Origin of the sequence: Altibacter sp. HG106 (assembly GCF_028561755.1) — a bacterium.
Lineage (GTDB): Bacteria > Bacteroidota > Bacteroidia > Flavobacteriales > Flavobacteriaceae > DFVG01.
Genome location: NZ_JAQQTD010000005.1, coordinates 209,313 through 222,592, shown reverse-complemented (window position 1 = coordinate 222,592; position 13,280 = coordinate 209,313). Strand labels below are relative to the sequence as shown.

General features: G+C 43.8%; 12 protein-coding genes. 2 read left to right on the top strand and 10 right to left on the bottom strand.

Annotated elements, in window-relative coordinates:
• Positions 1 to 44: 44 nt before the first annotated feature.
• The 8 genes from PO830_RS10110 to tpx form a co-directional block, all read right to left on the bottom strand.
• The gene (locus PO830_RS10110) at positions 45 to 1,652 is read right to left on the bottom strand and encodes an LptF/LptG family permease (protein ID WP_272853445.1); all 1,608 of its coding nucleotides are present in this window, start codon (positions 1,650 to 1,652) and stop codon (positions 45 to 47) included.
• A 10-nt stretch (positions 1,653 to 1,662) separates the two neighbouring features.
• Positions 1,663 to 2,316, bottom strand: a complete 654-nt coding sequence (locus tag PO830_RS10105) for a LolA family protein (RefSeq protein WP_442870103.1) — start codon at positions 2,314 to 2,316, stop codon at positions 1,663 to 1,665.
• Positions 2,306 to 4,690 carry an FtsK/SpoIIIE family DNA translocase gene (locus tag PO830_RS10100; RefSeq protein WP_272853443.1) on the bottom strand — a complete coding sequence of 795 codons (2,385 nt, stop codon included), beginning with the start codon at positions 4,688 to 4,690 and terminating at the stop codon, positions 2,306 to 2,308. The genes PO830_RS10105 and PO830_RS10100 overlap by 11 nt, the downstream gene beginning before the upstream one ends.
• 103 nt (positions 4,691 to 4,793) lie before the next feature.
• Positions 4,794 to 5,786 carry a hypothetical protein gene (locus tag PO830_RS10095; protein ID WP_272853442.1) on the bottom strand — a complete coding sequence of 331 codons (993 nt, stop codon included), beginning with the start codon at positions 5,784 to 5,786 and terminating at the stop codon, positions 4,794 to 4,796.
• A gap of 2 nt (positions 5,787 to 5,788) precedes the next feature.
• Positions 5,789 to 6,430: a hypothetical protein gene (locus PO830_RS10090; RefSeq protein WP_272853441.1), complete on the bottom strand. Its 642-nt coding sequence runs from the start codon at positions 6,428 to 6,430 to the stop codon at positions 5,789 to 5,791.
• A complete protein-coding gene (locus PO830_RS10085) occupies positions 6,430 to 7,824 on the bottom strand; it encodes a vWA domain-containing protein (RefSeq protein WP_272853440.1) in 1,395 nt (464 codons plus the stop codon). Before PO830_RS10085 ends, PO830_RS10090 begins: the two co-directional genes overlap by 1 nt.
• A gap of 106 nt (positions 7,825 to 7,930) precedes the next feature.
• Positions 7,931 to 8,290, bottom strand: a complete 360-nt coding sequence (locus tag PO830_RS10080) for a diacylglycerol kinase family protein (protein ID WP_272853439.1) — start codon at positions 8,288 to 8,290, stop codon at positions 7,931 to 7,933.
• A complete protein-coding gene (tpx, locus tag PO830_RS10075) occupies positions 8,290 to 8,790 on the bottom strand; it encodes a thiol peroxidase (RefSeq protein ID WP_272853438.1) in 501 nt (166 codons plus the stop codon). Before tpx ends, PO830_RS10080 begins: the two co-directional genes overlap by 1 nt.
• A gap of 236 nt (positions 8,791 to 9,026) precedes the next feature.
• Between tpx and PO830_RS10070 the strand changes: the two genes are divergently transcribed.
• A complete protein-coding gene (locus PO830_RS10070) occupies positions 9,027 to 10,280 on the top strand; it encodes an OmpA family protein (RefSeq protein ID WP_272853437.1) in 1,254 nt (417 codons plus the stop codon).
• Positions 10,281 to 10,294: 14 nt separating this feature from the next.
• A complete protein-coding gene (locus PO830_RS10065; RefSeq protein WP_272853436.1) occupies positions 10,295 to 11,851 on the top strand; it encodes a hypothetical protein in 1,557 nt (518 codons plus the stop codon).
• A 55-nt stretch (positions 11,852 to 11,906) separates the two neighbouring features.
• Here PO830_RS10065 and PO830_RS10060 read toward each other — a convergent pair whose 3' ends face one another.
• The gene (locus tag PO830_RS10060) at positions 11,907 to 12,593 is read right to left on the bottom strand and encodes a hypothetical protein (protein ID WP_272853435.1); all 687 of its coding nucleotides are present in this window, start codon (positions 12,591 to 12,593) and stop codon (positions 11,907 to 11,909) included.
• Positions 12,594 to 12,639: 46 nt separating this feature from the next.
• Positions 12,640 to 13,272, bottom strand: coding sequence for a response regulator transcription factor (locus tag PO830_RS10055; protein ID WP_272853434.1), 633 nt, complete (start codon positions 13,270 to 13,272; stop codon positions 12,640 to 12,642).
• Positions 13,273 to 13,280: the final 8 nt, after the last annotated feature.

The following is a 13,280-nucleotide window of genomic DNA, read 5'->3' as shown; positions in this document are numbered from 1 at the left end:
TTCATGGCAAAGATAAGGAAACTACGTATGATGCGCCCTTAGGATTAGGCAGGATCGTATCCTTTTTTCTTTAACTCGCGCAGGGCCGCACGATGCATGTCTTCAGAATATCCAAGGGATTGGTAGTTTTTTGCGATTTCTCGCAATTGGGAAGTATCACGAGACATGATGAGCGCTTTTTCTTGTTGGGTTAGAATGATAGGAGGACCTTCTGGTTCGTCTTCTACTTTCTTTTTCCAGAAATTAAGTCGTTGTATAAAGCTGTCAAAGTCAAATACCCCTTGATCGGTAGTAGCGCGATAGGTTAACCAAATTCCCAGGGGAAGCATGATGACCGTACTTAACCAGGAGGCTATAAAGGGGTGCAGCGTTCCATCTTCGGCACTATTCTTCGCGAAGATTCCTATAAAGTGATACGTTAAGAACAAGAGAACGGCGACCACCATCGGTAATCCCATTCCGCCTTTACGAATAATGGCTCCTAAGGGAGCTCCCACAAAGAACAGAATAATACAGGCCACTGCTAGGGCATATTTCTCATGAAGTGCAATCTCGTGCTTGTTGAGGCGCTTTGTTGTTTCTTTAAATTCCTGCTTTTTATTTTTAACCGATTGCAGCGTGCCACGTACGCTGTTAAGTGCGGTATTGATAATCTCAGTTTGGCGTCGTTTAGACAGTATGTCGGTCACCATCGTAACTGGCTTCTCTGTGGTTAAGGGCACCGTGTTTTCGGTATCAGGAAGTTTAAGAGCACCACTTCGGGTATACATATTATCCGCAAATTGATGAATATCACGAGTGTACGACCGGGATAGGGTGTCGATTTCTACAAACAACTCGCTGATCTTATACATATTATGACTGCTAATGTTGTTTTGTTTGTCGACATCTTTATCATTGATTTCCGTGAGGTCAATATTGATAATATTTTGTTTGAAGGCGCTTTTGGCAAAAGGACGCCGACGTTGCTTCTGACTGTTATCTACCTGCACGTCTTCGTAATAATTACCATCGTTCAAAATGAGCGAGAGCGTATTGCTGCCCTCTTCACTAGCGAGTTCACCATTATCGGCTACAATCACCGTAAAGTTTCCGTTCGGTCTTTTTGGATTTTTCTTGTGAATGATAACATCGTGTAAGAACTGGTCGTTATCACCACTTTTCTCGCTTACCTTGATGTTGATATTGTCTCCAACCTGACTAAATTGTCCTTCCGCGATCACCATAGAAGGTTTGAACTGGGAGATATTCCGACGCAGGTTCTGCCACTTATATTCAGAATATGGAATCACATTGTTGGCGAAAAAGAAGGCGGTCACCGCTAATAACAAAATAAAGACCATTAAACTTCGCATGGCACGCTGAAGCGAGATTCCGGTTGACTTCATTGCGGCAAACTCATACTTTTCAGAAAAGTTTCCGAAGACCATAAGCGAGGTTACCAGAATGGTTAGCGGTAATACCAAAGGAATAAGTCGGGGAGATACGTACCACAGAAACTTGAGGATGATCCATACGTCCAGGTCCTTTCCGGCCAGCTCACTGATGTACAACCAGATAGTTTGCAAGACGAAGATGAACATCAAAATAATGAAGACGCTGATAAACGTCTTCAAATAACTCACTAATATGTAGCGATCCAGTATTTTCACCTAGGCGAACTTAATCCAACTCGTTAATATAATAACCTTCGTTCTTATATTTAGCTGTGTCAAAGGTAAACAAGGTATTCGATAACGGCTGATTGGTTTTAAACGAATTTACGGTGAGTGTGTATTTCGTGCCATTGGCATCCGTTTGGATCAACTTATAAATGTGCTTCGTCTGCGCATCAATACCCAAGAGAATATCCTTGATCTCAGCATTGCTGTCAATGGGCGTCAAGCGGATAAATTGAATCTTTCGGCCCTTCACATTCTCAACGATGTCTTTTTTGTAAGTGTATCCCTTTTCGTAGAAGGTCAACATTTTTGAAGGCGTAATGGTTCTATCGTCATTTGGATTGTACGCCGAAATAGTTACCTCTTCGTCTTCGGGAACAATGGTATACATCTTCTTTCCATCGAAGAGGGTCGTGCTTCCCATCATGTTGAGAAGGTATTTGTTTCCGCTGAGAATCACATCGCCTCGGGCATCCTGGTTCACCCCTTCTTTAGCGTTGTGCAGGTTATACTTGAAGTCGATCGTAATATTATTGTACGACCGTACCTTATTGCTCACTTCGTTGAGCATGGTTTTCGCGTCTTGCGCCTGAGCGAAACATACTCCGAGTACCATCAAGAGGCTCAGGAAAATACGATTCCGATTAATTGTCATTGCTTTCATTTTGTAGTAGTTGATTTAGTGCTTCTATGGTTGGGACTAATACCTGTCGCGCTTTGCTACCCTCAAAAGGTCCTACGATGCCTGCCGCTTCGAGTTGGTCTATGATGCGACCGGCACGGTTGTAGCCCAATTTGAGTTTCCGCTGAAGTAAGGAAGCCGATCCTTGTTGTGCGATTACCAATACTTCAGCTGCTTCGCGGAACAATTTATCCCGTTCCTCAATAATATCATCAAGAGTTGTGCCACCTTCTTCCCCTACGTACTCAGGCAGCAAATGCGCGTCCGGATAGGCTTTTTGAGAACCGATGTAGTCGGTAATATCTGAAACTTCCGGCGTATCAACAAAGGCGCATTGCAGGCGTGTCAGGTCGTTACCCTGTGTGTATAACATGTCACCTCGACCAATCAATTGATCGGCGCCCGAACTGTCTAAAATAGTTCGTGAATCGATCTTACTGGTCACCCGAAAGGCAATTCTCGCTGGGAAGTTAGCTTTGATGATCCCTGTGATGACGTTCACTGATGGACGTTGGGTGGCAATAATAAGGTGAATTCCAATGGCTCGGGCCAACTGGGCCAATCGGGCAATAGGTGTTTCTACCTCTTTGCCGGCCGTCATGATAAGATCCGCAAATTCGTCAATAACCAAGACTATATAAGGCAGAAAACGATGGCCGTCGTTCGGGTTCAGCTTACGTTTCTTGAATTTTGTGTTGTATTCTTTGATGTTTCGGCACATCGCATCTTTCAACAAATCGTACCGTTCATCCATTTCAATACAAAGAGAGTTCAAGGTATTGATCACTTTGTTGGTGTCGGTAATGATGGCTTCTTCGGTATCTGGTAATTTCGCCAAATAATGGCGTTCAATTTTGTTGAAGAGCGTGAGTTCCACTTTTTTTGGGTCGACCAAGACAAACTTTACTTCTGCCGGATGTTTTTTGTACAAGAGCGACGTGAGGATGGCATTGAGTCCAACCGACTTTCCTTGTCCGGTGGCTCCAGCCATAAGCAAGTGTGGCATCTTGGCCAAATCTACTACAAAAGTTTCATTGCTGATGGTTTTTCCTAAGGCCAACGGCAGTTCCATTTCGGCATTCTGAAATTTTGGTGAAGCGATTACCGATCGCATGGAGACGATCTTAGGTTTTTTGTTCGGCACTTCAATACCAATAGTACCACGTCCCGGAATCGGCGCGATGATACGAATCCCTAAGGCCGACAAGGAAAGAGCGATATCGTCTTCCAGGTTCTTGATTTTGGAGATGCGAATTCCGGCTTCGGGAATAATTTCATATAGGGTCACCGTAGGCCCAACGGTAGCTTTAATATTCTGGATGCCGATTTTATAATTGTTCAAGGTCTGAACAATGCGATTCTTATTCTCTTCTAATTCTTCCTGATTGATGGTAATGCCCTTCCCGGCGGTGTAATCTTTGAGAAGTTCTATCGTAGGATATTTAAAATTACTGAGCTCGAGAGTGGGATCAAATTCTCCGAAATCCTCGACTAATTTTTTGCTCATATTCTCCTCTACCGCCTCTTCTTCGGGGGCTTCTTCTACTTCCATAGTAATGTCGTCTTCGGAAGCATCCGTCGTTTTGAGATGGGGTTCGGGAAGATCGTCCTCCTCTTCGGAAACCACTTCAATGGGTGGCGTAACAGGTTCTTCTTCCTTCACTGAAGCGACCACGGTTTTTTCGTAATCGGTTTGGTCTGGAGAATCTTCCGAAACTGGAGTGTTTTCCGAAGTAAAATCTTCAGCAATTTCTTTTTTGGTTCTTTGAAAGGCGGCTCCCACTTTTTCGGGCGTGAGTTTCAATCGAACGACCAAATAAACGATTGCCAAGAATGCAAGCACGAGTATAGCACCTGTGAGACCAAGATAGTCTTGTAACCAATCGTTGGTTTCAAACCCAACCACACCGCTGATAAGCGTGTTTTGTTCCGAAAAAAACCCAAAAAACGTTGCTATCCAAACCATTACAAGGAGACCCCAAAACCAAAACTTTAACAAGGCCTTTTTCCGATAATCGAAGAAAAAGTAGACCCCGGTCAAGGTAATGAGGGCAGCCAATATGAATGCGGCGACGCCAAATCCTTGATACACGAAAAAGTGGCCTACTGCGTTACCGAACTTGTTCAACCAGTTTTCGGCCTGCACTTCTCGATCGGTAAGAAACCCTATTTCACTTTGATCGGCTTGCCAGGTAAAGAAGTATGAGAAGAAAGAAAGGAGAAGGGCGAGCCCCAGAAAAAATAAAAAGCCTCCTAGAACAATCTTTTGTTGCTTAGAGAGTGACAGCGAAATCTTTTTCCTTGGAGTGTTGGATTTTTTGGAAGTTTTCTTCTTTTTTCGCGCCATGCGGAGTGGGTAGGTTTTTCAGCAAAAATACAATAATGTAACGGTACAAGCTACATAAATATTTTGAAAAGACAATTGGATTTTGGCGGGGTAACAGCGATCCTTAGCGGTCCATATCGAAGCTGATGAGCATTTTTTCTGAATCCCGCCAGCGAATCCAACTATAATGGATTGTTTGTTGCTTGCTATTCTGTACAGCAACCTGTAGCCAATCTTCTTGCACTGCGATGGGCCGTAAGCTTGTATATGCATCCAACTGGGTTCCGGCATTGGCAAGTGGCTTTAATCGCAGGGGTTGTTGGTGATCAGGAAGCATTGACACGGCGGAACGTTGCAAGAGAAATTCCGGCCAGTAATATAAACGTCCGTTATTTTTATTAAGGTAAGCAAGTTGTTGGGTGGTATGATTGACTTCTACCTTCACGAAATCATAGCCTTCGGCAATAACTTTAAAATAGAATTCTCCATGAATCGTTTCGTGATACTCCGGCAAAAGATAGGGTGGCGCACTGCGCAAGGAAAATCCGCCACTCTGGTCCTGTACTAGAGCGATACTGTCTTGTGCGATATGCGCTGCCAACCCTTTTTCCCAATTGATATTCCCGTAAAAATAGCAAGTAGGGTGATCGTAGAAATTATGCTTGAAGAACCCAAGACCTAATGCATCCGACTTCAAAGGGGTTGCTTTTTGTCTGTAGGGCAGTGAAGCCGGGGTAGTTGTAGGCGGTGAAGCCGCCAGCATAGCCATTGGCTCTGTGGTTGGTAAGGGAGCGTGCTCCTTTTCGGAAGGTGCGTCTTTTTGGTTGCGTTGTACATACCGGTAGTGCGTTACACCATAGCCTATCAACAGCAAAACAAACAAGATCCAGTTGAGGCGAACGACCCATTTGTGAACAACATGATAGGCAATAAAAAAAGAAATTATAAAAGCCAATCCGCCTGTTAGCACACCGTACCCCAATACGATCGCTCCCCCGGCGAGACCTTGATTTTTTCCGGCTCCCAATATTCCAGCTAGATACAATCCGACAATAAAAAATACAAATGCCGAAAGGAGGTAGAAGACAATACTTGCCGGTTTCAAAAGCTTTTTCATTTTCAGGAGAGTAGATTATATCGAATTAGCAATCGGTTTCCGTCTCGCCAACGGATCCATCCTGTTTTTCCGGTAGGGTTAAAATCGTTTTCTAAAATGGCTACTTCCATCCAATCGCCTGCTACAAATAAAGGTCTAAAGAATGTATTTCGATCATAGATTCTTCCGGCTGATTTTATTTTGGGGTCGTCATAGACCTTTTGGCTCTCTTTATCAAACTCTACGGAATGCATGGTCAATAAAAACTCAGCCCAAGAAATAAAATCTCCGTTATGGCGAGCCATATAAACGGTCTTTGCTGTAGCTTCATTTGCGATGATTTCCACGTAATCTGTTCCTAGCTTCTTCACTCCGATATAAAAAATGCCATAGTCTAATTTATCATAAACGGGTTCAAACCATTTTGGAGCATAATCAATTACCCTATTGTATCCCAATTTTTTCAGGGTAATGCTGTCGATTGGTTTTTCTTGTCCGGGTAATTTCACCGCCAACGACCCTTCACTATACAAATAGAGCGTATGCCCTTCTGAAAAATGGGGGGAGAAAAAGCCGATGGGCAATGTTTTATTTTGCGAATAACCTGCGACCACCATCAAGAATACTGCTAGAAGGCTTAGGTATTGTTTCTGAAACACAATCATTAGTTATAAGTTATTTTTTCGGAATGGTTGTCTCCTTTTTTTAGCACGTAGGTGAAGGTCCGTTTAGGTTTGCTCTTATGAATGCCGAGCGGTGTTATAATGAATTCATAAGTACCCGGATTCAGAAGAAAGGTAATACCACGATTATAGGTGCGTCCACCAGCAACACGCTTGTCCGCGTCAAGGTCGGTTACCGTCACCATCGTATCAATATCTTCCCCATTCGCTAAGACATTAAGGGATAGGGTGCCGGTAGTAAAGTCGTATGCCACCGGAGTCGTCTTTGCGCCAGTAACAACAACGTCTTTTATTTCAGTTACCGTATGCATTCCTTCCATTTGCAACGCTTGAATTTTAAGATCGTAGGTTCCGGGATTTACTTCCAGTTCTTTCGTGCGCCCGTAGGTGCGTCCACCACTAATTCGCTCTCCCTTTTTGTTTACAACAGAAACGGTAGCGTCCCATCCTTCATCATTGTTTGTGATCAACACCGCCATTTTCCCGCCGTCAAAGCTAATGGTACGTTCGGTTTTTTGATCTTCTAGACTTTTTTCACCTGTAATCGTTATTGCTTCTACGCTGCTGCCTAGCGGATAGGCTACCAGATCGTATGTACCTTCCGGAAGATACATATAGCGGGTTTCACCATAGGTACGCAAGGAACCCATTTCTTGATCGGTACCCGCTTTATAGGCTTTTACATAGGCATCGATCGCTTTTCCGTTCTTTTTGGCAAAGACCCCAAAATTCCCTTCGCGCTTATCAATAGTCTCTGCCATGGCTTCGTTCATCACTTCGCTTAACCCGGTGGCATCAGCGGCATCATAGTAATTACCTTCCCCTGCCTCGGCGGCACATTTTAAGGGGCCGGTTTCGCTTTGTTTTAGTCCGAAGCCCACAATATGCAATTTAAAATCAATTCCTTCTTTCTTTGCGGCACGCACCAGCTCACAAATATTTCCGTCGCAAGATTCGATGCCATCGGTAATGAGAATGATCGTTGCTTTTTCTTTGGATTTCCGCAGTTGGTCGATAACTAGCGATGCGGAATAGGCGAGAGGTGTTTTTCCAAGCGGTTTGATACCTTTTATCGCTGAAGTGATGGTACTTTTTGAAATGTTGTTCAAGGGTACCAGAGTTTCCACATCCTTACAATCACTTTTCTGGCGATGCCCATATGCGACCAGGCCAATTCGCTGTGTTTCCGCTAATGTACTAACTGAAGCGGACAACACTTCAGAAGCGATCTCCATTTTCGTCTTTCCGTTCATTTGTCCCCACATGGAACCACTGCCGTCATAAATAAACATAATGGGGGCTGTTGCTTCGCCAGATTGGGCCGAAAGAGTGGATACGGTAGTCGAAAGCAATAGAAGTAATATCACTTTTTTCATAATTGACAAGTTTGGTCGTTCTAAGGTAGTTAATTAATGGAACAAACTTACTATCAGTGAGTTGTATTGTCAATTACCCGACTGGGTGATTTCCTAATGAAAGCGATTAGAACTTTGGAATATAGATGATGCAGGCGATAACAACGGCAGCGACCGCAGCAAAGAATACGGCACCGGCGGCAATGTCTTTTATGTAGCCAATTTTGTTATGGAAGTCGGGATGAATAAAATCAGCAATCTCTTCGGCAGCGGTATTCACGCCTTCTACGCCCATGACCAGGCCAATTGCTAACACTTGCAGCATCCATTCGGTTGCCGAGATATTGAAGTAGAATCCGGCGAAGGTGACCAAGATGGCGATGACCGCCTGTACCTGAATGCTCTGTTCATTCCGAAGTAGCTTTAACGCTCCCAGAATCGCATATCGGAACCCTTTTAGTCGTTTGCCGAGAAACGAATCCCACATTACAACAGTACTTTTAATGCTTCAAGATAGTCGGGTTCATCTGCTATCTCAGGAACCTGTTGCGAATGGATCACTTTTCCGTCCTCGTCCAAAACGACCACTGCGCGAGAATGAAAACCTTTCATCGCTCCGCTGGTCATAGTCACACCATAGGTTTCTCCGAAACTCCCGTCGATAACATCTGAAAGATTGATCACTTTGTCGGTACCTTCATCATCCGCGAAACGCTTTTGTGCAAAGGGAGTATCTCTAGAGATACATAACACCTTGGTATTTTTTAACTCGGAAGCTTTTTCATTGAATTTCCTAACGGAAGTGGCACACACATTGGTGTCTATACTTGGAAAAATGTTTAAGATCACGCGAGACCCTTTGAAGTCGCTAAGCGTTTTCGTTGCTAAATCTTGTGCCTTCAGAGAAAAGTCCGGTGCTTTTTCTCCCTCTTTTGGAAGTGTTCCCGTTGTATTTATTTGTTCTCCTCCTAATGTGATAGTTGCCATAGTCGTTCGTTTTAAGTCTTTCAAAAATACGGATTCGATCTTAGTTAACGGGCACCTTGTGGCACTAACTCCCTGTTAAGGAAATGATAAAATTACCCAGTTGGGTGATTGACAGGGGTTTATGATCGGTATAGCTTTGTACCCACAATTAACTCTCGCTTAAAACTTACATTATGAAATCAACGAATACATGCCAAAGACTTCTGATTTTTGTTAGCATTTTTTTTCTAACAACAATGAGCGCTGAAGCACAACTTTGGAAGAAAATTACGAAAAAGGCTGAAGATGTCGTCGAGAAAAAACTTGAAAAGAAAACCGAGGAAGAAACGGGTAAAGCCATGGATACCATCCTTGGAAATGATGGGGGTACTCGACCTAGTGGTTCTACTGGGGGCGGGACTTCTTCCGGAAATAATTCGGGAAATTCTTCTACGACAAACGACGGATCAAGCGTTACCGAAACCACCACCGTAGAAATGTATAAAAAAAGCGACTGGATACCGGGCGAAACCTTGATTCTGTTTGATGATTTTGTCAATGATCCCGTTGGTGATTTTCCACAGCTCTGGAATACAAAAGGCTCCGGTGAACTGGTGACCCTAAGTGATAATCCAGAGGTAAAGTGGTTAAAACTTTATAACGACACTTGGTACGAGCCGGATCTCCCTAAAGATCTTCCCAAAGATTTTACGGTTGAGTTCGATGTACGAACGTTCAATATTAATAATGATAATACTTCGCAAACGGCGGGTTTCTGGGTATACTTTGGGGATGGCAAAAAACCGTTGCAAATAGGAAGACGTTATGTTTCAAGCTATTTTTCCCCCTACCAAAGCTGGGTCAAAGAACAATATCTAAAATCAATTGATTATGAAGGCGCCGGAGAACTGGCTGCGGGCAAGACAAATAAAGATATTAGGGCAGCATTTAAGGAAGGAATGCATGTGGCCATTTCCGTCAAAGGAAAACGATATCGAATGTACGTCAATGGTGAAAAATTCTTTGATGCTCCTCGCGCTGTAAACGATAGCGAAAACTTTGGAAGCATTCTTTTTGATACCTATGGATTAGGAGATGACCAGTCTATTTTGATTACTAATCTTCGCGTAGCGGAAGGCTTGCCCGAACCTCGTGAAAAATTATTTAAAACGGGCAGCTACAGTACTACAGCGATTACTTTCGATTACAATAGCGCACAATTGAAGCCGGAAGCGTATGGTATATTAAAACAAATTGCGGAGGCCATTAATTCTGAGTCCAATAAAAAGGTACTTATAGTCGGCCATACCGATAGTGACGGTTCTGAAACATACAACCAAGAGTTATCAGAACGCCGAGCCGAATCGGTTAAGAAAGCGCTGGTTTCAGATTTCGGAGTTCCTGAAGCTCGCCTTGGTACGCAAGGGAAGGGAGAAACGGTTCCTGTGGCTTCCAACGATTCTGCCATAAACAAGGCGAAGAACAGACGCACCGAATTCATCATTCAATAATTCATTCAAGGATCATGAAAAGATTTATACTACTCTTAAATGTATTTTGTGTGCTGTCGTTGTATGCCCAAGATTGTCAAATACCCAATGGTAATTTCGAGCAATGGAAAAATAATGATAAGGCGGTAGATTGGGCCGGGTCCAATATCGCTGGGAAGGAGGGTGGCGCCAGTGCCATGGCCGGTTATGATTTTCGGAATACCTTTCGAGTACCCGGAAAAGTGGGTTACGGACTCCAAATAAAGAATGTGAGTATTGCCGATTTCCTTGCGGAAAAAAAACCTGCGGATTGGGCACGAATGCCAGAGCAGTACAAGCAAATGATTCGGGAGAGTGCCTTTAGTGGCTATGTCTTTACGTGTGAGGGAAATTGTGAGGATGCGATACTTGCTCAAAACCAGGCAGCCCTTATGAAAGACCTATTTTTTCCTATAACACCCACTTTTGGTGCCCTTTGTGGCTACTATAAAGCCAATTTTAAAAAAGGTGATAAGGCGTGGATCAATACCTTTGTAACCACCAGGAATCCAGAGCAAGTAGCAGGCGGAGTGCGGCCCGGAGAGGCTTCCGCGGTCATCTTTAAAAATACCGCTACCTGGACGCCGTTCAAAATCCCGATATATTTCTTTGAAGGATTAGAGCCCTCTCAAATGTTCATTCAATTGTATTTAGTGGGGAAAGGATTTCCGAATGGGCAACCTACGGGAATGAATCCGGTGCAATTAGCGATGGAATTTAAAAGTAGCGATGGGAGCGAGGTATTCTTTGATGAGTTATGCTTATGCGACTCGCCCTCGTATGTGGATACCAGTGACCCTGCTTTTGCCGATTTTGAAATTCCCGATAGCACCCCTGCCGACAATGATGACGATGCTACAAATAGTGATGAAACCATTTACATTGCCACCACCGGTAGCGACGGAAATTCGGGAACCGCTGCGGATCCATTCGCTACTTTAAAAAAGGCGTTAGCCGTGGCGCAAGCCAAACGAGTAAAAGGCAGTTCGGTAACGATAATTATCAAAGATGGTATTTATCGTCAGGAAACCATCATGGATTTGAAGGTGACGGCCAACTTGCCCACACTTCGTATTCAGGCAGAAAATGCTCATCAAGCTGTTTTCGAAGGAATGGAATCCATTGCTTCCAATGTCACGTTTACCGAATTAGGGGCAGGTATCTATCGTTCTAACGGTCCGCTTCATCCAAATCAAAAGCCGATACTTGATTATAGCGATCCCACTACCTTTAGTGACCCAACGAAAGCGAGAGTACCCGCCTTGCTTGTTAATGGAGTTCAATTTTCACCTTCACAAATGATTCAGCAAACACCTAATTCATATATGGTTTCACCTCAGATGATCATGGTAAATCCCTCGGGAACCTCATTGAACAGTGCCTCTGTAAAAGTTTCTGTGCGTGACTACGCGTTGAATGTTGGCGATGGAGGGAATGTGATTGTTTCGGGGTTGCGAATTAAAGGCTATCCGGTGCCACAATATTCCGAAGCGGTTCCCAATGCGACACCGGGACTAAAAGGAGTGGTTGCTCGTAATTGTAAGTTCGAATAGCATAATTAAAAACGGATTTTAGTTTTGGGGCTTTCCGAAGGAAAGCCCCAAAATATTACTGCTTCCGAAGATCACTGAGTTGATGCTCACTTCTATCGAAAATACCTTTGGGAACGGTATCGCGCAGGTTTTCAACGTGAAGAACGACATCTGCTTTGCCAAGCTTGCTCTTCAGCGTCATTTGCATCACAAATCCCTGCACACCGCAATTGGCTATCATTTCAATATGACTGATATCTTCGCCGGCGCCTACGCCTTGATAGGCCAATACCTGTACGAAACTGAGTTCAATCTCGTCTGCAACCCATAACGTGCCTGAATAGGCTTCATTGTCACAGCCCATTTCCGTACACAGGGTATCGTTGATTTTCTTCTGACTGGTGGTGGTAGTGAGCTCTGTTCTTGGCCCCGTGCCATAATCAGTGAGCGCATATTGCATGGCGGGCCAATATTTTTTGTTCATGGGAAGAATGTATCCCCCTTTTTTACCCTGTTGTTCGTACAGTCCGGTAATCGTGCTATCCGCCTCATGAAAAACCAGCCGCAGGTCGGGTTGATTGCCTCTTGCGTGAATTACAAGCGCTGTTTTTTCGGTTCCAAAATAATAGGAAAGTGTATCGACGCTCTCCTTTCCATTTTTGTATAATTGGGAGACGATGAGGTCAAAACTACCGGTAAAATTCTGTGCGTTTACTACGGTTGAGGATAGAAGGATGACGAACACTATGTAGCAGGGTTTCATGGAAAATGTTTTTAGCGTTTACTGCTGTTCAACCGTGTGGCATCGTTTAAATCCAACCTTTCTTGATGGCTTTGCTAACGGCTTCAGCACGTGAATGAACATGTAATTTTTTATAAATATTCTTGATATGAGCTTTCACCGTATTGGTGGAAACAAACAAATCTTCGGCGATCTGCTTGTTATTGGTTCCATTGCTTAATTTTTGGAGTACTTCTAATTCACGATCACTTAAACTCGTTTCCTTCGACATGGTAAAAGAAGCGATAACTTGCCGTGCGATCGACGGACTCATAGGCGCGCCGCCGTCAAATACTTCTGAAATACCTTGTAACAAGAACTTTGAATTACTACCCTTCACCAAATACCCTACGGCACCTTGTCGCAAGGCTGAGAAAACTATTTCCGACTCCTCGTGAACGGTAAGCATTACGATGTTAAGCTCAGGTTGTAACTTGTGTAGCTTCGGAATCGCTTCTATGCCGCTCATGCCCGGAAGATCAATATCCAGTAATAAAACATCCGGATGATGTTCTTTCAAATTTTCCAAGGCAGCTTCTGCAGAAAAAAAAGTGCCTGTTACGGAATAACCTTCCGCATTATTCAACACCTGTTGTAGCGATTTCAGAATAAGGGCATCATCTTCAATAATACAGATCTTTATGGAAGGTGTATGGGTCATGTTCAGCT